The sequence below is a fragment of the Frankia sp. BMG5.60 genome (assembly GCF_059428125.1).
Genome location: NZ_CM182091.1, coordinates 4,989,028 through 5,008,877 on the forward strand (window position 1 = coordinate 4,989,028; position 19,850 = coordinate 5,008,877).

General features: G+C 73.0%; 19 protein-coding genes. 7 read left to right on the top strand and 12 right to left on the bottom strand.

All coding sequences use genetic code 11. The features are described from left to right. Nucleotides 1-19 precede the first annotated feature (19 nt). On the bottom strand, nt 20-784 hold the full coding sequence (locus AC5R91_RS20550; protein ID WP_495392952.1) for an HNH endonuclease family protein: 765 nt from the start codon (nt 782-784) through the stop codon (nt 20-22). A gap of 374 nt (nt 785-1,158) precedes the next feature. Between AC5R91_RS20550 and AC5R91_RS20555 the strand changes: the two genes are divergently transcribed. After that, nucleotides 1,159-1,797: a TetR/AcrR family transcriptional regulator gene (locus tag AC5R91_RS20555; protein WP_495392953.1), complete on the top strand. Its 639-nt coding sequence runs from the start codon at nt 1,159-1,161 to the stop codon at nt 1,795-1,797. Nucleotides 1,798-1,813: 16 nt separating this feature from the next. Here AC5R91_RS20555 and AC5R91_RS20560 read toward each other — a convergent pair whose 3' ends face one another. Then, nucleotides 1,814-3,988 carry a protein kinase domain-containing protein gene (locus AC5R91_RS20560; RefSeq protein WP_495392954.1) on the bottom strand — a complete coding sequence of 725 codons (2,175 nt, stop codon included), beginning with the start codon at nt 3,986-3,988 and terminating at the stop codon, nt 1,814-1,816. A gap of 349 nt (nt 3,989-4,337) precedes the next feature. Here AC5R91_RS20560 and AC5R91_RS20565 point away from each other — a divergent pair, with 349 nt between their 5' ends. Continuing rightward, nucleotides 4,338-4,511, top strand: coding sequence for a hypothetical protein (locus AC5R91_RS20565; RefSeq protein WP_495392955.1), 174 nt, complete (start codon nt 4,338-4,340; stop codon nt 4,509-4,511). A 21-nt stretch (nt 4,512-4,532) separates the two neighbouring features. Here the strand turns inward: AC5R91_RS20565 and AC5R91_RS20570 are convergent, their stop codons facing one another. Next, nucleotides 4,533-4,928 (bottom strand): cold-shock protein, encoded by a 396-nt coding sequence (locus AC5R91_RS20570; protein ID WP_495392956.1) that lies wholly within the window; start codon nt 4,926-4,928, stop codon nt 4,533-4,535. Nucleotides 4,929-5,165: 237 nt separating this feature from the next. On the opposite strand from AC5R91_RS20570, the gene AC5R91_RS20575 reads away from it, so the two are divergent. Next, a complete protein-coding gene (locus tag AC5R91_RS20575; protein WP_495392957.1) occupies nt 5,166-5,393 on the top strand; it encodes a hypothetical protein in 228 nt (75 codons plus the stop codon). A 126-nt stretch (nt 5,394-5,519) separates the two neighbouring features. Beyond that, on the top strand, nt 5,520-5,924 hold the full coding sequence (locus AC5R91_RS20580) for a hypothetical protein (RefSeq protein ID WP_495392958.1): 405 nt from the start codon (nt 5,520-5,522) through the stop codon (nt 5,922-5,924). 7 nt (nt 5,925-5,931) lie between these two features. On the opposite strand, the gene AC5R91_RS20585 is transcribed toward AC5R91_RS20580, so the two are convergent. Further along, a complete protein-coding gene (locus tag AC5R91_RS20585; RefSeq protein WP_495392959.1) occupies nt 5,932-6,564 on the bottom strand; it encodes an HAD family hydrolase in 633 nt (210 codons plus the stop codon). A 151-nt stretch (nt 6,565-6,715) separates the two neighbouring features. Between AC5R91_RS20585 and purS the strand changes: the two genes are divergently transcribed. Continuing rightward, nucleotides 6,716-7,000 (top strand): phosphoribosylformylglycinamidine synthase subunit PurS, encoded by a 285-nt coding sequence (purS, locus tag AC5R91_RS20590; RefSeq protein ID WP_495392960.1) that lies wholly within the window; start codon nt 6,716-6,718, stop codon nt 6,998-7,000. Nucleotides 7,001-7,031: 31 nt separating this feature from the next. Here the strand turns inward: purS and AC5R91_RS20595 are convergent, their stop codons facing one another. The 6 genes from AC5R91_RS20595 to AC5R91_RS20620 all read right to left on the bottom strand — a co-directional run bounded on the left by AC5R91_RS20595 (nt 7,032) and on the right by AC5R91_RS20620 (nt 12,926). Next, entirely contained in the window at nt 7,032-7,382 is a 351-nt protein-coding gene (locus tag AC5R91_RS20595) for a rhodanese-like domain-containing protein (protein ID WP_495392961.1), read from the bottom strand. Nucleotides 7,383-7,398: 16 nt separating this feature from the next. Then, nucleotides 7,399-8,277, bottom strand: a complete 879-nt coding sequence (locus AC5R91_RS20600) for a DNA-formamidopyrimidine glycosylase family protein (protein ID WP_495392962.1) — start codon at nt 8,275-8,277, stop codon at nt 7,399-7,401. 100 nt (nt 8,278-8,377) lie between these two features. Further along, on the bottom strand, nt 8,378-9,223 hold the full coding sequence (locus AC5R91_RS20605) for a 1,4-dihydroxy-6-naphtoate synthase (protein ID WP_495392963.1): 846 nt from the start codon (nt 9,221-9,223) through the stop codon (nt 8,378-8,380). Between the two features lie 117 nt (nt 9,224-9,340). Beyond that, a complete protein-coding gene (gene mqnB, locus AC5R91_RS20610; protein WP_495392964.1) occupies nt 9,341-10,369 on the bottom strand; it encodes a futalosine hydrolase in 1,029 nt (342 codons plus the stop codon). Between the two features lie 270 nt (nt 10,370-10,639). Beyond that, nucleotides 10,640-11,089 carry a hypothetical protein gene (locus AC5R91_RS20615; RefSeq protein ID WP_495392965.1) on the bottom strand — a complete coding sequence of 150 codons (450 nt, stop codon included), beginning with the start codon at nt 11,087-11,089 and terminating at the stop codon, nt 10,640-10,642. 214 nt (nt 11,090-11,303) lie between these two features. After that, nucleotides 11,304-12,926: an MFS transporter gene (locus tag AC5R91_RS20620; protein ID WP_495392966.1), complete on the bottom strand. Its 1,623-nt coding sequence runs from the start codon at nt 12,924-12,926 to the stop codon at nt 11,304-11,306. Nucleotides 12,927-13,155: 229 nt separating this feature from the next. Between AC5R91_RS20620 and AC5R91_RS20625 the strand changes: the two genes are divergently transcribed. Then, nucleotides 13,156-14,172: a DUF3027 domain-containing protein gene (locus AC5R91_RS20625; protein ID WP_495392967.1), complete on the top strand. Its 1,017-nt coding sequence runs from the start codon at nt 13,156-13,158 to the stop codon at nt 14,170-14,172. 109 nt (nt 14,173-14,281) lie between these two features. On the opposite strand, the gene purL is transcribed toward AC5R91_RS20625, so the two are convergent. Together purL and AC5R91_RS20635 are read right to left on the bottom strand one after the other, a co-directional pair. Further along, nucleotides 14,282-16,594 carry a phosphoribosylformylglycinamidine synthase subunit PurL gene (gene purL, locus AC5R91_RS20630; RefSeq protein WP_495392968.1) on the bottom strand — a complete coding sequence of 771 codons (2,313 nt, stop codon included), beginning with the start codon at nt 16,592-16,594 and terminating at the stop codon, nt 14,282-14,284. A 106-nt stretch (nt 16,595-16,700) separates the two neighbouring features. Then, nucleotides 16,701-17,636, bottom strand: coding sequence for an ABC transporter substrate-binding protein (locus AC5R91_RS20635; protein ID WP_495392969.1), 936 nt, complete (start codon nt 17,634-17,636; stop codon nt 16,701-16,703). 458 nt (nt 17,637-18,094) lie between these two features. Here AC5R91_RS20635 and AC5R91_RS20640 point away from each other — a divergent pair, with 458 nt between their 5' ends. Then, nucleotides 18,095-19,843, top strand: coding sequence for an ATP-binding protein (locus AC5R91_RS20640; RefSeq protein ID WP_495392970.1), 1,749 nt, complete (start codon nt 18,095-18,097; stop codon nt 19,841-19,843). Nucleotides 19,844-19,850 lie beyond the last annotated feature (7 nt).

Below are 19,850 nucleotides of genomic sequence, written 5' to 3' on the forward strand. Positions count from 1 at the left end.
GCGGGGCGGCTGGCGGTGATCAGTGCGCCGCGGTGGCGCCGAGCGCCGGCTGGGTGGAGCACTTCTGGAGCACCGCCCGCATCGCCTGGGCCTCCGCCGCCACCACCCACAGGTGATAGCGGGATTTCAGCCCCACCTGGCGGGCGATGTACGGGCACTGCTCGCCGGGGCTGGGCGGCAGCCATTCGGCCGCATCGTGGTCGCTCTTGCGCTGGTTCGTGGGGCCGTCCACCGCGAGCAGGTTCTCCGGGTCGTTCGCGAACTGCAGGCGCTGGGCGTCGGTCCAGTCGAGTGCGCCGGTCCGCCAGGCGTCGGCCAGCGGCACGACATGGTCGATCTGCACGGCCGAGGCGTTGCGGGAACGGTCGAAGCGGATGATCCGGGTCGTGTACGGATCGGTGAGCTCGCCGGTCAGCACCGTGCAGCCGTCGGACTTCCGCACGGTGGTGCTGCGCAGGTCCCGGCGCAGGATGTCGTTGCGGGTGTCGCAGCCGTTGTGGTCGACGTCGGACCAGGCGGCGCCGAACTCGTCGCGCTGGTACTTCGGCGAGTTGTCCTCGACGCGGACCGGCAGGCTGGCGAGCAGCGCGAGCGCCGAGCCCGCGGCGCCCCGGGAGGCCGAGCCTGCCGCGCCTGCCGAGCCCGGATCCGCCGCGCCGGCCTGGTCGCCGAGGCTGTCGCAGGCGACCAACGACATGGCCACCGCGAGCAGCAGCGCGAGGCCGCCGTACCTGATCCGGCTGGCTGATCCCGCCTGTCTGGCCGATCCCGTCCGCCCAACCAATCCCGTCCGCCCAACCAATCCCGTCCGCCCGACCCGGCGGCGCGGGCCCGCACCGACAGCGCTTGTCCGCACCTGACTCCCCACCTCGACGCCCCGCCCACCATCGACGCCCCGGGTCCGCGGGAAGAACGCCTCTGCCCGCTTGACGCCCGTCCGGGCAGAGAGTCACGTTAGCGGTCGATCGTGCTGTCTTGGTGGTGGGTACAACCCGGAAAGAGCAGTTCTTAGCGCGAAACATCGCACTGTAGCCAGTCAATCCCCTACAGTGTGCTGCCATGCTCAGACTGCTGGCGGAGGTCGCCGCCCCGATGCCGTCCCATCCCCGCGGGTAGCACGTGGTTGCCGTCCCGTCCGCGTCGCCGCGATCCTCGGCTGTGCCCTCCCGGCCCTTACGCCGCGACGCCGAACTGAACCGTGCCCGCATCCTCACCGCCGCCCGGGAGCTGTTCGTCGAGCGCGGGAACGACGTCGGCGTCGAGGAGATCGCCCGCCGCGCCGGAGTCGGCATGGGCACCCTCTACCGACGCTTTCCGAACAAGGACGCGCTCATCGAGGCGATTCTGCGGTCAACTGTCGACGACATCCGCGAGCTCGCCGTGGAGGTGGCCGCGACGGAACCATCGGCAAGCGCGCTGCACTGCTTCGTGGTGCGAGTGCTGGCGGCCGACCCCTGCCACGGGGCCTTCCTGGCACAGCGGCTGTGGAGCGGGCGCACCGCGGAGCGCATGATTGCCGAGGTCGTCCCGCCGGTGGCGGCGATGCTCGTCGCGGCCCAGCGGGCGGGCACGGTCCGCAGCGATGTGGTGCTGGCGGACCTGCTGGTCCTGATGCGGTCCCTGCGGCTGGTCGTGGACCTCACCGAGCGAGTCGCGCCGGGTTCCTGGCGGCGTTCCCTGGAGATCATCCTGGCCGGCTTCAGGCCGGATTCCCGCAACGGCGAGCTGCCGGTGCCCCCGGTGCCGGCCTACGCCGCGCTGGCGGGCGCCGGGGAGACGCCGGCGAGCGTCGACTGATGGCGGCCGGCAGCCGTCAGCCGACCTGGATGCGGGCCCCGGCGCTCTGCGAACTCTCGTGGAGCTCGAGTTCCTGGGGCTCCGCGTCGCGGGGGACGTCGAAGACCAGGGTGCCGCGCTTGGTCTCGCCGGGGTCGATGGAGTCCCACAGGTTCTCGCCCAGCTTGAAGCGGGCGAGGAAGTTCGCCTCGTGACGGTCGCCGTGGTCGTCCCAGAGCAGCTCGGTGGTGTTGTCCAGCGCCGCGGAGGTGTCGCCGGTGTTGCGCACCGTCACCTGGGCCAGGCAGAACCTGCCGCTCGCGCGCAGTGCGAGGATCCCGTCGCCTAGCTGGGACTTCGAACAGTCGACGCCCGCCACGACGAACTCCAGTCGGCCGTCCGTCGCCGGCAGACCGAGCCCCGCGGTGGGACTCGGGGTGACCGACGCACCGCCCGCCACCGTCCCGGCGGAACCAGGCGGCCGGCCGGAGTCAGCCCCGCCGCCGTTGCGGCTCGGCAGGCTGACCACGACCGCGATGGCGATCAGCGCCGCCACGACGATCCCGATGATCAGTGCGAGCTGCCGGTGGTCCGGTCCGCGCCGGGGCCGGGACTGTGGATAGGGCGGGTAGGGGGTGTCGGCGGCGCCCGGCATCGGCGTGGGAATCGGCACTCGTGCCGGCTCCGGGACTCGAGCCGGTTCCGACATCCGGGCCGGCCCCGGCATCCGCGGCGGCTCCGACATCCGCGGCGGGCTGGGCGTCCGGGCCGGCTCCGGCGTGCGGTTCGGCTCGGCCATCCGCGCCGGCTGCGGCCCGGGTCCCGGCGCCTGGCCGGGTGCGCGCTGGCCGCCAGGACCGGCCCACCTGGCCGCGGGCGTGCCCGGCGCCGACCCGCGCGGCCGCCCGCCCGGCTGACGCCCGTCCGGCTGACGCCCGTCCGGCTGACGCCCGTCCGGTGGGGCCGGCTGGCGGCCGTCCGGCTGGCGGCCGTCCGGTGGGGCCGGCGCGCGGGCGTCCTGGGACGGGCGCGCGCCTGGCACGGCTCCCGGCCCGCGACCACCGGGAGGGCCGGCGGTTGCCGGGTAGGGGGCGCCCCGCGGCCGGCCGCCGTGCGGCAAGCCACCCACCGCCGGTGTCGGGCTGGGCCCGTGGGCACCCGGGGCCCGGTTCGCGGCTGGCGCGCGGCCCGGTGGGCCGGCCAGGTCGGGCCGCACCGCGGGCGCGCCGTCCCGGGGCGGGCGGCGGGCAGGGGCCGAGGTCACCGGGCCCACCCGCGTCGGTGCCGGGCGGGGCACCTCGCCGGTGCGGTTGAGCAGCTCCTCGACCTGGCCTATCGCCGGCCCGATGGCGGGGCCACCGCGGGCCGGCGGCTGCGCGACGAGCCGCAGCAGCAGCTCCCGGGCGCTCGGCCGGTCGTCGGGATGTTTCGCCAGGGCGGCGCTGACCAGCCCGACCAGCGGCTCCCGCAGGCCGCGCAGATCCGGGGCGGAGCCCACGATGCGCATGCCGAGGTCGATATCCGAGCCGTCGCCGAAAGGGTGCCGGCCGGTGCCGGCGTAGGCGATGAGGATGCCCCACGCGAACACATCCGCCTCGGGTCCGATCGGCTGGCCGTGCACCTGCTCGGGTGCCATCCAGCCGGCCGAGCCGAACCCCCACGCCGTCGGCTTGGCCTTCGCGCCATCCAACGCCTGGGCGATGCCGAAGTCGATCACCCGGGGACCGGACAGCGAGAGCATGACGTTGCTCGGTTTGAGGTCACGGTGCACGAGCCCCGCGCTGTGGATGGCGGTCAGGGCGGTCGCCACCCCGACGGCCAGACCGGTCAGGGTCGAGGAGGCCAGCGGACCGGACTCGACCTGCTCGTCCAGCCGGACGCCGTCGATGAACTCGGTGACCAGGTAGGGCGCCGGCGCGTTCGGATCGGCGTCGAGCACCTCGGCGGTGCAGAAGGGGGCGACCCGCCGGGCGGCCTCCACCTCGGCCCGGAACCGGCGGCGGAACTCCTCGTCGGCCGCGAGGTCGGGCCGGATCACCTTGACGGCGACCCGCCGCCCGGTGGTGTTGCGGGCCAGGTAGACCGTGCCCATCCCGCCGACGCCCAGGCGGCTGATGAGGGCATAGGGACCGATGGACCGCGGCTCGTGGGGGTTGAGTGGGTCGCCCGGATCGGTGCGACGGGGGTTCGGGCCCGCGGCGTCGTCGACCACGGTCAGCACCCTACGGATGTGATCACGACCGCTGCCCACTGCTTGTCACGCGAATGCCTCTCAGCTCCCGATCCCACGCACGGCCCGGACCCGACCCGCTACCAGCTCGTCCCCGTCCGGCGGCACGCGGCGGTCGGGGTTCGCCGGTGTTTCTGGGTCGCGTCGTCTCCGTTCGCAGTCTGCCGCACCGCGGGCCGTCTTCGGCACGCACGGGCTCTCGGCCGGCCGTTCGGGTCGGTTGGCCGACAATGTGTTGCGATTGTGGATGTTTGCGGACTCCGGGCGTTTGCGGATAGTGGATGTGGCGATAGTGGCCCGTGCCCGCGGCGGGATGAGGCATCGTGGGCGAATGGATACCGGTGGCCCGCCCGGCGTCGACGGACCGTGGCTGCTGTGCCCCTGGTGCGCGGGGCCGGTCCCGTTGACCCATCTCGTCGCCTCCGACGACGAACCCGGCTCCCAGGTGGCGGTGTGCACCGGCTGCGGCCGCCGGGTGAGCTTCCTGCCGCCGACGGAGTCGTGAGGACTGGCGCCCCGCCGCCTCCTACGCCTCCAGCTCATCGGCGACGGCGTGCACGACCTTGGCCACCCGCTGCGCGATCCGGCGGTCCGGGTAGCGGCCGCGGCGCAGATCGCGCTGGACGTCGTCCAACACCTTGATCATGTCTTCGACCATGCTGTGCAGTTCGTCGGGGCTGCGGCGGGCGGCCTGCGCGGCTGCCTTCGCCACCGACGGCGGCGCGGCCAGCAGCCGGACCGACAGCGCCTGGTCCCCGCGCCGCCCGGCCGCGACGCCGAACTCCACCCGATCGCCCGGCTTGAGCCGCTCCACCCCTGCCGGTAGGGCGGCCTTGTGGACGAAGACGTCGCCGCCGTCGTCACGGCTGAGAAAGCCGAAGCCCTTGTCAACGTCGAACCACTTGACTTTGCCGGTGGGCACGGGCGACCTCGTTCTGTGTAACGACAGGACAACGCGACGAAAGCTGAGGGAATCCCAGGCTATCCGTCGACCGCACCACGCGCGGGGTCTTCGGTCGCGATCGGCTGTCAGCCGGACCTCACCAGTGACGATCCCCTCCCCGGCGTTATCCGGGGTGTACCCCGGGCATGCCAGGTCCTGACCCTGGGCCGACCGTCCGGGCTGGACGGCCGGTCCCCGATGGCAGGAGGCGTTTCGATGGCGAATCCCGATCGCGAGGACTTTCGTACCCCGGAGGACTTCGAGGAGGCCGAGCGGAGCCGGGCTCGGGACGAGGCCGTGCTCGGCGCGGACGGCGGCCCGGACGATCCCGAGGCGAACCGCGCGGCCGAGGGTCTGGAGGTTTCCGAGCAGGAGGCCGCGAACTACCGCGAGCACGTCGAGCGGGGCGCACACCAGCAGGGCGAGGGCGCGCCGGTCGTCTGAGCGCCGCCGCGGGGTGCCCGCCCCGGAGCCGGGCACCCCGGGGAGTCCTCACCGGTTCCCGTCGCCGCTCCCGAGATCAGCTCCCGAGATCAGCTCCCGTGGGCAGCTCCCCGTAGGCTGGCGGCTGTGCCGTCGACGTCGCCGCCGTCCGAGCAGGTCGGACCCCGGGGCGAGCCGGCGGCGGGCCGGGCGGACCGGCTCGTCGGGGCCGGGTGCGTGCTGTTCGGGATCGGCCTGCTCGCCACGGCGGTCGCGGTGATCCCGTTCTTCTTCGGCGTAAAGAACCTGCCGACGTGGCTGAACGCCGTGGCCGGCGGCGGGCTGACCATCGGGTTCGCCGTCGCGCTGGCCGGGGTGCTCGCCGCCGTCCGCTCGCGGATCCCCGAGGAGGCCGATCCGGACCTCTACCGGACCAACCCGTACCTCCCGATCGACCCGCCGGTCGGCCGCCCCCAACCAGCACCGCCCAGCGGGCCCGCCGGGGACGCCGGCGAGGGCGTCGATCCCGATGCCCCGGCCTCGACCGCCTGAGCCGCGGTCAACGCCGGCGGGTGTCCTCGCCCAGCAGCCAGGGTGGGAACTCGCCGAGCCGGGCCAGGACGACGTCCGCGCCGGCGCTGTGCAGATCCCCCGCCGAGCAGGGGCCCGTGGTCACGCCCACCGCGAGCGCGCCGCCCTCCCGCGCGCCGATCATGTCACCCCGGTGATCCCCGACGAAGACGTCCACGCGATGGGCGCGCAGGGCGACACCCTTCGTCCGCGCGAACAGCGCACCCTCGACGACGTCGGCGGCGATGCCGATGCGGTCCAGGCTCGCCCGGGCGAGCGCGGTGCTCTTGGCGGTGACCACGACGACGCGACCGGTGAGCCGGCGCACCGCGTCCACCGCGTCGCGGGCATCCGGCATCGGCCTCGACGCGGGAAGGGCGTGCACGGTGTACAGCTCCCGGTAGCGGGCGGCGGCGGCGGGTACCTGCGCGGCGGGGAACCAGTGGGCGAGCTCGCTCTCCAGCGGCGGTCCGAGCCGGGAGACGACCAGGTCGGCGTCGACGGCCACGCCGGTCTCGCCGGACAGGGCGGCGAAGGTGGCCCGGATGCCGGCACGGGCGTCCAACAGGGTCAGGTCGAGGTCGAACCCGACAACCGGTGCTGAGGCATTCCAGGACGGCACCAACCGAGCTTAGGCCGGACCCGACGGGCCGGCCGGACGTTTCGCCCGCGTGGCCACCGCCGCGGCCGCGGCGGGCCGACTCCCCGGCACGGTCCCCAATCGGCCCGCAATCGCCGCCGACGGGGCCGCCGGGCCGGTAGTGTCCGCGGGTGTGACCAGGGTTGTGGTGGATGTGATGCTCAAGCCGGAGATCCTCGATCCGCAGGGCCAGGCGGTGCTGGGCGCGCTGCCTCGCCTCGGGGTGAGCGGGATCGTCGGCGTCCGCCAGGGCAAGCGGTTCGAGCTGGAGCTGGCGGACGGGGTGGCGCTGGACGGCGCGGTGCTGGCGCGGGTCGAACATCTCGCGTCGACGCTGCTGGCCAATCCGGTCATCGAGGACTACGTGGTGCGGGTCGAGGACGCGTCGGCCGAGCCCAGCCCGAGCGCCGCGGGCTGAGCCGGCCGGCCCCGACCGCCGCCGGGGCTGGTTAGAGGACTCGGGGCGCGGCGCCGCTCTCGCTCACCATCGGCCGGCCGTGGGCCTGCCAGGCGAGCATTCCGTCGGTGAGGTTGCGGACCTGCCAGCCGCCCTGGGCGAGGTAGCCCGTGACGGCGGCGGAGCGTCCGCCGGAGCGGCACACGACGACCACGTCCTGCCCGCGAGGCACCTCGTCGAGCCGGGTGACGAGCTCGCCCATCGGGATGTGCAGGGCATCGGCGATGTGACCGGCGGACCACTCGTCGGGCTCCCGGACATCCACGAGCAGCGGGGCACCGTCCGCGGACAGGTCGGCAGGCAGGTCGGCGACGCTGACGGCCGGGATCTGATCAGAACTCACCCTGCCATCCTGCCACCTACTTCAGCAGTCGGGACAGCCGGCGATCGGCGAGCGTCCGCCCGCCGGTCTGGCAGGTCGGGCAGTACTGCAGGGCCCGGTCGGCAAACGAGACCTCCCGCACGGTGTCGCCGCAGCGTGGACAGGGCGACCCGGCCCGTCCATGCACAGACAGGTTGGCCTTCTTCTCGGCCTTGAGCTCGCCGGCGGCGAGCCCGGCGGCGCTGTCGCGGGCGGCGGTGAGCACACCGACGAGCGCGGCGTGCAGGCTCTCGGTCTCCGCCGCCGACAGCCCCGAGGCCGGCTTGAACGGCGACAGCCGCGCCGTCCACAGCGCCTCGTCGGAGTAGGCGTTGCCGACGCCGGCGAGGCGAGCCTGATCGGTGAGCACCCCCTTGAGCTGGGCCCGCCCGGCGGCAGCGAGGATCTCCTCGAGCGCGGCCGCGGTGAAGGCCGCCCCGAGCGGGTCGACGCCGAGTCGGGCGATGCCGGGCACCTCGGCAGGGTCGCGGACCACGTAGACGGCCAGCCGCTTCTGGGTGCCGGCCTCGGTGAGATCGAAGCCGCTGCGGTCGGCGAAGGTGACCCGCAACGCCAGCGGGCCCCGCCCGGGGCGCGCCGGCGCCGCCGGCTGGTTCGGCTTCCAGCGCAGCCAGCCGGCCCGGGCCAGGTGGGTGACGAGGTCGAGGCGCTCCCCGGTGGGAAGGGCGAAGACGAGGTCGAGGAACTTGCCGTGCCGCTCGACCGCGGCGAGCGCGGCCCCGTGCAACGCGGACGGCGGCGGGTCGAACGTCTTCAGGGCGCTCACGGCGACCGGCTCGGCCCGGTCGACGACCCGGCCCAGCGCGATCTCGCGCAGGAAGGCGGCGAGGGCATCGACCTCCGGCAGCTCCGGCATGACCGCAGTGTCTCACCCGTGGCGCCGATCCCGGGCCCAGCGATACCGTGCTCGGCGACCCCGCGCCCAGCGCGATACCGGAGCTCAGCGATACCGGAGCTCAGCGCAACGGCTGGCTGAGCCTCGGCACGAGGTCCGCGTCGGCGGCACGGGCGAGCAGCGTCTCGATGGCGGCGAACCCCTCGTCGCCGAGATCGAGGCTGAACTCGTTGACGTACAGCTTGATGTGCGCGTCGACGACGTCCGGTGCCATCTCCTGCGAATGGGCGAGGACGTAGTCGGCGCTCGCGGACGGGTCGGCGAACCCGGCGGTGACGCTGGCGCGCACCGCGGCGGACAGCGCGGCGCCGTCCAGCTCGCGGCGGGCGAGGACCGCCCCGAGCGGGATCGGCAGCGAGGTCTGCTCCTCCCACCAGTCGCCGAGATCGGCGAGCGCCGTCAGTCCGTACGACGGGTAGGTGAAGCGCGACTCGTGGATGACCAGTCCCGCGTCGTACCGGCCCTCCTGCACTGCCGGCATGATCTTCTCGAACGGCACCACGTCGATGCTCGCCACGCCACGATCGGCGGCCCACAGCCGGAACAGCAGGTAGGCGGTGGTGCGGGTGCCGGGGATGGCGACCCGAGCGCCGCGCAGGTCGGTGCGGCCCGCGGTGAGCACCAGCGGGCCGCAGCCGCGGCCCAGCGCCCCGCCGGAGGTCAGCAACTGGTAGTCGGCCAGCAGCCAGGGCAGTGCACCGTAGGACACCTTGACCAGATCGTCACGCCGCTCGGCCGCCCGGGAGTTCAGCACGTCGATGTCGGCGAACGTCACCGTCACCGCGGGCGCGTCCGGCACCAGCCCGTGGGCCAGGGCGTGGAAGGCGAACGTGTCGTTGGGACACGGGGAGATGGCCAGGGACAGCGACTGGGTGTCCCGCGCCGTGCCCGTCGGGCGCTCGCTCATCCGGTGTCCTCCCGCTCGTCGGTGTGTGTCCCGCCGTTCGCTCGCGTCCGCCGTTCGCCCCGACAGGCGCGTCGCCCTGAAGGTCCCGTCGCCCTGAAGGTCCCGTCGTCCGATCCGTCAGCGCGCGCCGTTGCTGCCGTGCTGGGGGCCGGAGCCCGCCGCGGCTGTCCCGCCGCCGGCGGCGGGCAGCGCCTCGGCGGCGACCAGGCCCTCGGGGTGCGCGACCAGCGCCGCCGCGGCCGTGCGCAGGCTGGTCAGAGCGGCCGGCAGGTTCCAGCCGGCGCGGTCCCGGCGGCCGACCGGGTTGCTCACGGCACGGATCTCCGCGGCGGGGACGCCGAAGGACCGCGCGGCCAGGGCTATGGCGTAGCCCTCCATCGCCTCGGCCACCGGGTCCAGCCGCTCGGTGAGGGCGCTGGCCCGGCGCTCCGTGCCCGTCACGGTCGACACGCTGACCACGGTACCCGTGACGATCCGCCGCCCGGTGGCGTCGAGCACGGTGTGCAGCCGCGACACCAGCTCGGGCTCAGGGCGCACGGTGGACGAGCCGAGTCCCAGGTCGTCCAAGGTGAGGAACGCCCCGCCGCCGGCCGGGCCGCGTCCGTCGGGGCCCCGACGGGTCGGCGCGCCGGCCGCGTGGAAGCCGAGGTTGCGGTCCATCTCGCTGATCCGGCCGGCCGGTGCCGACGGGGGCTCCTCGTCGAGCCCGGACTCGGCGCCGAGGTCCGCGGCGACCATCCGCTCGGCGACGACGATGTCGCCGACCTCCGCCCAGCCGCGGAAGCCGCCCGCGACGCCCATGGTCACCACGAGATCGAACGGCTGCCCGGCGGCGCTCGCGACCGCCAGGGCCGTCGCGGTGCCGGCGGCGGCGGCCGGACCGCCGGTGCCCGCGGCGAGGACCGTGACCGGGCCACGCCGGCGCCCGACGTAGGGGCCCAACGTCGACGTGGTGAGCAACTGGCGGTCCCAGTCCGGGGACACGAGGTTACCCGGGCCGGCCGGCAACCTTGTCCGGCCACGCGACCAGCTACCCATCAGCCCTGCGCACACCGCGTCTGCCTCGGCTGTCACCGCGGTGACGATCAGGGTGCGGCTCACGACCAGGTCCGGATCATGATCTGGAATGTCCTCGTCTGCCGTCATGCGCTGTCGGTCGATCTACTCGAATGCCACCGGGCCGGACGGCGATGTAACGGCACGGGATTTTCGATGTGGTGCAAATCGGACTTGTTGCCGGACCTTAGCACCACGGTCGACGCTGCGTGGTCCTGATGGCGACCAGGGGCACGCTGCGCGCATGCCGGGGGGCCGGGCGGTGGCAACGGGGGTACCCGGACGGTATGTCCCCCGATCCGGCCCGGGTGGTCGCCGGTCGGGCCGCCGTCGCGGGCGGGCGGCGCGGCAGGATGCGGGTCAGGGCTTGATCGAGACCACGAACGGCCAGCTCCCCGATGCCGTGGTCGACTTCGGGTCGGTGGGCGCGGCGAAGACCACGAGGTTCACCGTGCCCTGCACGTTCGGGAGCAGGTAGCGGTAATGGGTGTCGCTGATCGTCTCGGTGATCCGCTGGTTGTTGACCGAGAGGAAGTAGCCGCGATCGGCCACCGAGGTCGGGACGTCGATGTTGAGGCTGCTCCCGGGCCGGGCATCCAGGTGCGGCGGGGAGACCGCCTGCTGGATGAGGGCACCGTCCCGCAGGTACTGGGCCGCGTTCGTCTTCACGAAGTCGCCGCCCGACTCCATCGTCACCAGCGGTGTCGGACGGTCGCAGCCGGCGACCCCGAGACCGACCGCGACGATGGCGGCGGTGATCGCGGCGAGCCGTGGGAACGGCCTGCCACGGGACCGCGTTGACGTGCGCACGCTCGGAGGTTATCGCCGCCGCAGTCGCGGCGTCCCGGGTCGAGGCGTCCGCGAGTGGCGTGGGGCCGGCGTCGTGAGCGGTGTCACGTCCGCGCCGACGGGGACGGCCGGGCCCTGCCGTCGGTCAGGCCGGTGCCGTCGGTCAGGCCCCTACAGTCGGTCAGGCCCCCGCCGTTGATCTGGTCGGTGGCGTTGGTCAGGCGGGTGGCGTAGGTCAGGCGCGCCGCCGGCGACCCAGTCCCCGGCGTTGCCGCGGCGCGTCCGGGCGGGTGGGGTCCTCCAGCGTGGGTGGGATGGGCGCCGGCGCCTCCCGCCAGGGGTCGACGGGCGGCGCCGGTGCGGACACCATCGCCGCCGGACCCGGGTATGCCGCTGGGTCCGGATATGCCGCAAGGTCCGGGAGCGGGGCCTGCGGCTGGGCACCCGGGGGGTACGCCGCGGCGCCGGCGGGGTACGCCGGCCCGGGTGGTCCCACGCGGGGCTGGTCGGCGGGAGTCGGGACGGCACCGGGGGGTGCACCCGCCGGGACCGCGCCGCCCGGCGGCGGGAATTCGGCGCCCGCCAGCCGGTCGCGGGCCGCCAGGCGCGAGCGGCGTAGTGCGCCGGCCTGGACGAACAGCGTCGCGCAGACGACGGCGGCGGCCACCGCGAAACCGACCGTCCCGGGCATCTCGATGAGCCCGAGGGCGCCGCCGGCGACCCAGGTGAGCTGGAGTGCGGTCTCGGAGCGGGCGAACGCGGAATTGCGCGTCGCCTCCGGGATGTCGCGCTGGACGACCGCGTCGAGCGCCAGCTTGCCCATCGAGCCGGCCATGGTGACCAGCAGCGCCGCGACGAGCGAGGTGAACCTGGTGTAAGTGATGGCGGCGCCGAGACACCCGCCGGCCGCCAGCACCAGGGCGAGCATGAGGATGCCCTCCGGGCGCCGCCGGCCGAGCCGGCCGCCGATGAACACGCCGAGCCCGCTGCCGACGCCCGCGGCCACGGCCAGGCCGCCCAGCCACAGGTTGTTGCCGCCGTTGGTCCGTAGCAGGAAGGCGAGATAGAAGGTGAGAAAGCCGACGAGGCCCCGCAGGACCGCGGTGGCGCGCAGGGCCACCGGCAGCGCGCCGAGGAACGCCCGCAGCCGCGCCCCGAGCCCGCGTCGGCCGCCGGGCGCGACCGGGGCGCGCAGCGGCAGCTCGCCGGCCGCCGAGTCGACGTGCCTGGGGAGGTTGAAGGCCAGCAGGACGCCGGCCATGTAGACGATCGCGCAGAGCCGCAGCACCCACGGATAGCCGACGAACGGGATGTGCGCGATGCCCAGCCCGACCGGTGCCACGATGGCGCCGGCGACGATGTTGACCAGCGAGATCCGTGAGTTGACCTTGACGAGGGTGAGCTCGGCCGGGGCGACCCGGGGGATGACCGCGCTGCGCGCCACGCCGAAGCCGCGGGAGAGCACGAGCAGGCCGAGGGCGAGTGGGTAGACGGCCAGCCCGTGCAGCGCGCCGGCAAGCTGCCAGGCCAGCAGGCCTCGGCCCAGGCAGATGGCGGCGAGCGCCGTGCGCCGGCCGTGGGCGACCCGGTCGAGCAGCGGCCCGATGACCGGTGCCAGCAGGGCGAATGGCACCATGGTGATGAGCAGGTAGAGGGCGACCTTCGACCGGGCCTCCCCCGAGGGCACCGAGAAGAACAGCGACCCGGCCAGTGCGACCGTGACCAGCGCGTCGCCCGCGGCGTTGACGAAGGACAGTTCGGTGAGGGCGGACAGTCCGGTCCGGTCGGCACCGTCCCCGCGCACGCTCGACCGCAACCTTCGCAGGTTGTTCGAGACCGTGCTGCCCAGGTTCACCATGCCGAGTGTCCTCGTCCCTGGCCTGCGCTTCTACGACCACGTCGGGCGGTGCGAGTGTCCGTGGGTGAGAATACGTTGCGTGGATGCTCCCGAGGTCCGTTCCGCCACGACCGAGCCGCCGGATCCATCCGTTACCCTCGGTGCGGATTCGGTGCCGGACGCCGCGCAGGCGGCCGGCGCGGAACTCATGGCGGGTGCAACGGCCCAGGGCAGCGCGGAGGTCCCAGACGTGACAACGGTGACAACGGCTCCGGCGACGGACCTTGACGCGCCGACCCTGCGGACTCGCCCCCGGGCGTCGTCCACCACCACCGCGGCGCCGCCGCCCGACGTGAGCATCGCCACCGAGGCGGTCGCCGACCCGGCGGCGCCGGCCGCGCGGTCCCGGGCGGTCCGTGCGTCGCGGGAGCCGGCGGTGGACGCGGTGTGCGCGGCCGCCGTGGACCTGGCCCGCGCGGCCGCGGTCGAGCAGGCGGGCGGCGAGGGCGAGGTCGGCGAGCACCTCGGCATCGAGGCCGAAGGCGATCGGATCGTGCTGCACCGCTTCGCCTGCACCTCGCCCGCCTACCCGGGCTGGGCCTGGACGGTCGTCGTCACCCGCGCCTCGCGAGTGCGCAAGGTCACGGTCGACGACGTGGTGCTGATGCCGGGCGAGGGCGCGATGCTCGCCCCGGCGTGGGTGCCGTGGTCGGAGCGGCTGCGGCCGGGCGATGTCGGGGTCGGCGACCTGCTGCCCACGGCGATCGATGATCCCCGGCTCGCGCTGCGCGTGGAGGACGTCGAGGAGCTCGTCGACACCGACGACTACTTCGAGCTCGGCCTGGGCCGGGCCCGGGTGCTGTCCGTCACCGGTCGGGAGGAGGCCGTCGAGCGCTGGTACGCCGGTGATGCCGGGCCGGACGCCTCGATCGCCAAGGTCGCCCCGGCCTCGTGCCTGACCTGCGGTTTCCATGTCCGCCTCGCGGGCGCGCTCGGCCGCATGTTCGGCGCCTGCGCCAACGAGCTGGCCCCCGACGACGGGCGGGTCACCGCCATCGATCACGGCTGCGGGGCGCACTCCGAGGCGCTGGTGGCGCCGTCCGCGCACCCGGAACCGATCGTCTTCGACGAGGACCCCTCCGACCTGGAGCCGACGGACGTCGAGCTGATCGGCGTCGCCGCCCACAGCCCCGGCTCGGTGGCGGACGTCGAGCCGGGGGAGCTGGCCGAGGACGGCGCCGACCCCGAGCCCTACGGCCACTCCTGATCGCCGGCCCGTTTCACCCCGTCCCTGGCGGGTGCGTCCCTGGGCGGTGCGGCCCTGGCGCGGCTGCAGTACCAGGCGGGTGCGGCAGTACCCGCCTGGTGCGGCAGTACTAGGCGGTGCGGCCGAACAGGGCGGGCAGGGTGCCCTCGTGGGCGTCACGCAGCTCGTCGAGGCCGACGCGCAGCACGTCCTGTACGTCGAGCGTGTCGCCGTCGACCACGCCGATGCGCCGCCAGGGCAGGCCGCGGACCGTGCACATGTCCGTGAAGCGCAGCTCCTCCGAGCGCGGCACGGCGACGACGGCGCGCCCGGCCGACTCGCTGAACAGCTCGACGAACGGGTCGGCTCCGGCGCCCAGCACGATGCGCGCGCCGCGGCCGCCGCGCAGGCACGACTCGACGAGGGCCTGCGCGAGTCCCCCCTCGGACAGGTCGTGGGCGGCGGTGAGCATGCCGTCGCGGGAACCGGCGACGAGGACCTCCCCGAGCAGCTTCTCCCGGGCGAAGTCGACCGCCGGCGGCGCTCCGCCGAGGTGGCGGTGCGTCACCCAGGCCCACTCGGAGCCGCCGAACTCATCGGCGGTCTCGCCGAGCAGGATCAGCGCGTCGCCCTCGTCGGTGAACCCGATCGGGGTGCGCCGGGCGACGTCGTCGAACAGGCCCAGCACTCCGATCACCGGGGTCGGGTGGATCGGGGCGGAGCCCGTCTGGTTGTAGAACGACACGTTGCCGCCGGTGACGGGCAGGCCCATGCGCCGGCAGCCTTCGGCGAGGCCCGCGCACGCCTGCGCGAACTGCCACATCACCTCGGGGTTCTCCGGGGAGCCAAAGTTCAGGCAGTTCGTCACGGCGATCGGCACCGACCCGGCGGCGCTGACGTTGCGGCACGCCTCGGCGAGGGCGAGCTGCGCGCCGGTGAACGGGTCGAGCCGGGCGTAGCGCCCGTTGCCGTCGGTGGCCAGTGCGATGCCGAGCCCGGTCGACTCGGACAGCCGCAGCACGCCGGCGTCCTCCGGCTGGGCGAGAACCGTGGCGGCCTGCACGTACCGGTCGTACTGGTCGGTCACCCAGGCCCGGGAGCACAGGTTGGGGGAGGCGACCATCCGCAGCAGGGTCTCCCGGAGCTGCGCCGGCGTGGTCGGCCGGTCGAGCCGGGCCGCCGTCGGACCGTCCGCCCGGACCAGGTCGAGGTCGGCGGGGCGGCGCAGCGGGCGCTCGTAGACGGGGCCCTCGTCGGCGAGCGAGCCGGGTGGCACGTCGACGACGACCTCGCCGTGCCAGCGCACGATCAGCCGCCCGGTGTCGGTCACGGTGCCGATCCTGGTCGCCAGCACCCCCCAGCGCTCGGCGAGCGCGAGGACCTCGGGCAGCGCCTCGGGGGTGACGATCGCGAGCATCCGCTCCTGGGACTCGCTGGCCAGCACCTCGTGCGCCGCCATCGACGGCTCGCGCAGGGGCACCAGGTCAAGGTCGACGTCCATGCCGCCGGGCTGGCCGGTGGCGAGCCCGGCCGCCGTCGTCTCCGTCAGCGCACAGGTCAGTCCGGCGCCGCCGAGGTCCTGGATGCCGGTGACGAGCCCGCGGTCGAACAGCTCCAGGCAGGACTCGATCAGGATCTTCTCCGTGAACGGGTCGCCGACCTGCACGGATGGCCGCCGGGCCGGGCCGCCGCCCTCGTCGAAGGTCGCCGACGCGAGCACGGACACACCGCCGATCCCGTCCCGGCCGGTCTTCGCGCCCAGCAGGACCACGGCGTTGCCGACCCCGGTGGCCGCCGAGGTCTGCACCCGGCCGACCGGCATCACCCCGACGCAGAGCGCGTTGACCAGCGGGTTGCCGGCGTAGGTCGGGTCGAACACGACCTCGCCGCCGATGTTGGGCAGGCCGAGGCAGTTGCCGTAGCCACCGATGCCGGCGACCACCCCGGGCAGCGTCCGCGCCGTGTCGGGCGCGTCGGCGTCGCCGAAGCGCAGCGGGTCGAGGACCGCGATCGGCCGGGCCCCCATGGTCAGGATGTCGCGGACGATGCCCCCGACGCCGGTCGCCGCCCCCTGGTAGGGCTCCACGAAGCTGGGATGGTTGTGTGACTCGATCTTGAAGGTGACGGCCAGACCCTCGCCGACGTCGACGACACCGGCGTTCTCCCCCATGCCGACGAGCAGCCGGTCGGTGGACGGGGTGTCCCGGAACTGCCGCAGATGCACCTTGGAGGACTTGTAGGAGCAGTGCTCGCTCCACATCACCGAGTACATCGCCAGCTCGGCGTCGCTGGGGCGGCGGCCGAGGGTCGCCACGATCCGGGCGTACTCGTCGTCGGTGAGTCCCAGCTCGCGGTACGGCTGCTCGGCGGTGCCCGTGGCACCGGAAGTCGCGCTGCCAGTGGTCTCGGAGGTGGCCGCCGGGGCGGTCGGGTTGCCGGTCACCCCCCCATCCTCGCGGATTCCGCCAGCTCGCGGCCCCCGTGCCCGGACACCGGCCCCGCGAGCCCGGCGTGGCATGGGCCACTGCCACGCCGGGACCGCGCCGTGGCTAGCTGAGCAGGCCCTTGCTCTGGAGGTATTCCTTGGCGACGTCGGCGGGCTTCTCCCGCTGCGCGTCGACCTTCTTGTTCAGTTCGGCCAGGTCGGCGGTGGTGAGTACCGGTGCCAGCTTGTTCAGCGCCGCCGAGATCTGCGGTGTCAGCGACTTCGTGTTGACGATCGGCACGAGGTTGTCCGCGTTCTGGAGCTTCTTGTCGTCCGTCAGCACCACGAGGTCGTAGTCGGTGACGGTCGCGTCGGTGGTGAGGACCAGGCCGAGCTGCGCCGTGCCGTCCTTGACCGCAGCCTTCGTCTGCGGCGTGTCGACCCCGGTCTTGACGATCTCGCTGATCTTGATGCCGTAGGTCTTCTCCAGGCCGGGCTGGCAGAACGGCCGGCTCTCGCACTCGGGGCCGGCGGCGATCTTCACCGTCTGGCCGCTGGCGCCCAGGTCGGACAGCGTCTTGAGGTTGTGCTGGGTGGCGAACGACTTGCTGACGGCGAAGGCGTTCTGGTCGACCGCGTCGGCCGGGTCGAGCACCGTCAGGCCGAGCCCGGTGGCGAGCGGGCGCAGCGCGGCCAGCGACTTCTGCAGGTCAGGCGAGGAGACCGAGGCCGCGTCCGGGCCGTGAACCTTGGAGTTGAGCAGGTCGGCGTAGGTCGCGACGTACTGCGGCATCGCGTCGACCGTGCCCTTCTCCAGCGAGGACTGCGCGAGCTCGGTCTGCTGCACCGAGGTCCGGTCGACCTTGTAGCCGGCCTTCTCCAGGACCGCCGCGTACATCTCCGCGAGGATCTTGCTCTCGGTGAAACCGGCGTCGGCGACCGTGAGCGAGCCCCCGGCCGAGGTCGTCGCGCTGGCTCCGGCGCCGCCGCCGTCCGAGTCGGAGCCGCAGGCCGCGGAGGTCAGCGCGAGGGCGACCAGCGCGGCCAGACCCGCGAGCACGCGGCGTGGACGCCCGGCGTGCCGGCGACCGGCTATGGCGCTGCGGTTCAGCCGGCCCCACGGGGCGCGTCGGCTCCCCGGTTCGCTCGGTGATGTTGGATCAGTCACGTTCGAGGACCCCACCGTTCGTCGTCAGACTGTTCTTCCTGATCGTCGGGCGCGTGCCACGGCGGCCCCCGGCTGTCCCCCACCCTCGCACCCCGGTCCGACAATTTCCGGACGCCCGGGACACGCTCCTCCCCGGCGGGGCGACCCCGCAACCGCAAAAGACACAAGCAACACCGTCAAGGTGGACAAACAGTCACGTGGACGATGCGACCCCCTCCGGGCCGCACTGCTTTCGATCGTCCCTCTGGCGCGCTGCACATGACGCGGTGACGATCAACTCTGGAGCGGTACCTGGTCGCTGGTCATGCTAACTAACATGCTAACTAACATGTGGCTGCGGAGGAGGACAGATGCTCGACGCGGAACTCGCAGAGATCGTCGACAATCTTCGCGCCATCGGCGCGGACATCGCAGACGTGGAGGTGAAGAAGGCGCAGGGTGGGCTGCCGAAGTCGCTGCGCGAGACCCTCTCGGGGTTCGCCAACACGCAGGGCGGCGTGATCGTTCTCGGTCTAGACGAAGGCAGGGGCTTCGCCGCGACGGGACTCTCCGATCCAGCGAGGCTTGCAGCCGATCTCGGCGCCATGTGCTCCGAGGATATGGAGCCTCCACTGCGACCACTCATCAAGATCCACAACTTCGAGGGTGCGCAGGTCCTGGTCGCCGAGGTTCCCGAGCTCGACCCCGCTCAGAGACCCTGCTACTCGCGCGGCGCCGGAGTCACCAGGGGCAGTTATGTCAGGGTGGGTGACGGAGATCGCCGGCTGACGGCCTACGAGGTCCAGATGATGCTGTCCTCACGTGGCCAGCCCCGCGAGGACGAGGAGGCCGTGCCCGGCGCCGGTCCAGATCACCTGGATGTGGCGAGTGTCGACGCACTGGTCGCCCGGCTGAGAACCAGCAGGCCATACGCGTTCAAAGACCTGGACCGCTTGGCGATACTGCGCCGTGCCAAGGTGCTCGTGTCCGGGGACGACGGCGAAGATGTTGCCTCACTGGGGGGACTGCTGGCGCTCGGTAGGTATCCGCAGGAATACTTCCCGCAGATGATGGTCACCTTTGTCCACTACCCCACCGAGACCGGCGGACGATCACATGAGAGGTTCCTGGACAACGTGACGTTGGAAGGGCCGGTCCCGGTCATGGTCCGCGACACCCTGGCAACCGTTCGCCGGAACATGTCTCGTCGCGCGTTTATCAAGGGCACGGGCCGTCAGGACGTCTGGGAGTACCCGGAGACCGCGTTGCGCGAAGCGATTGTCAACGCCCTGGTTCACCGTGACCTGTCCAGCGGTGCTCGAGGTACCCAGGTGCAGATCGAGATGTACCCCGACCGCCTGGTGATCCGTAATCCTGGAGGTCTGTTCGGTCCTGTCACGCTAGCCAGCCTCGGTGAAGAAGGCATCTCCTCGGCTCGCAACGCCACCCTTATCAAGATTCTCGAAGACGTACCGCTGCCCGGTGAGACCCGTACCGTCTGCGAAAACCGCGGCTCGGGTATCCGCGCCATGCGCGACTCGCTGCTCGCCGTGGGAATGAGTCCGCCGGAGTTCAACGATAAGATCTCGTCCTTCGCCGTGGTATTTCCCAACCACACCCTGCTGAGCGAGGACACCATCAGTTGGATTGGCGGGTTGGGCGAGAGGGGTCTTACCGAAAGCCAGTGCGTCGCGCTCGCGCTCCTGCGCCAGGGAGGAATCCTCGACAATCGAACCTACCGCAACGTGACCGGGGTTGACTCCCGCGTCGCAACGAGCGAACTTCGGGATTTGGTCGTTCGCGAACTCGTCACACAGGCCGGAAGCCGCCGATGGGCCAGGTACCAACTGTCCTCGCGAACCGCCTCAGGCGATGGCAGGTCTGCTCGGGCCGACCGCAGATCGGAACTGCTCGTCGCCTTGGGCAACGATATCCTCTCGCGCACCGAGCTTGTCACCAGGACCGCTCTCAGTGATCAGACCGTCAGGCGATGGCTGAAGATCATGCGCGAGGAAGGTTCGATCGAGGCTCTCGGTAACAGCCCCAAGAGTAGATATGTGCGTTACCGTCGCACCTACCAGACTCAGCTCTTCCGTCCCGAAGACACCGATCACGACTGACGGCGAA

Excerpts from the sequence above, each read along its gene's own strand:
- AC5R91_RS20565 (WP_495392955.1), top strand. The coding sequence starts at position 4,338 with ATGGATACCGGTGGCCCGCCCGGCGTCGACGGACCGTGGCTGCTGTGC.
- AC5R91_RS20600 (WP_495392962.1), bottom strand. The coding sequence starts at position 8,277 with ATGCCGGAGCTGCCGGAGGTCGATGCCCTCGCCGCCTTCCTGCGCGAG.
- AC5R91_RS20575 (WP_495392957.1), top strand. The coding sequence starts at position 5,166 with ATGGCGAATCCCGATCGCGAGGACTTTCGTACCCCGGAGGACTTCGAG.
- mqnB (WP_495392964.1), bottom strand. The coding sequence starts at position 10,369 with ATGACGGCAGACGAGGACATTCCAGATCATGATCCGGACCTGGTCGTG.
- AC5R91_RS20640 (WP_495392970.1), top strand. The coding sequence starts at position 18,095 with ATGCTCGACGCGGAACTCGCAGAGATCGTCGACAATCTTCGCGCCATC.
- AC5R91_RS20605 (WP_495392963.1), bottom strand. The coding sequence starts at position 9,223 with ATGAGCGAGCGCCCGACGGGCACGGCGCGGGACACCCAGTCGCTGTCC.
- AC5R91_RS20620 (WP_495392966.1), bottom strand. The coding sequence starts at position 12,926 with ATGGTGAACCTGGGCAGCACGGTCTCGAACAACCTGCGAAGGTTGCGG.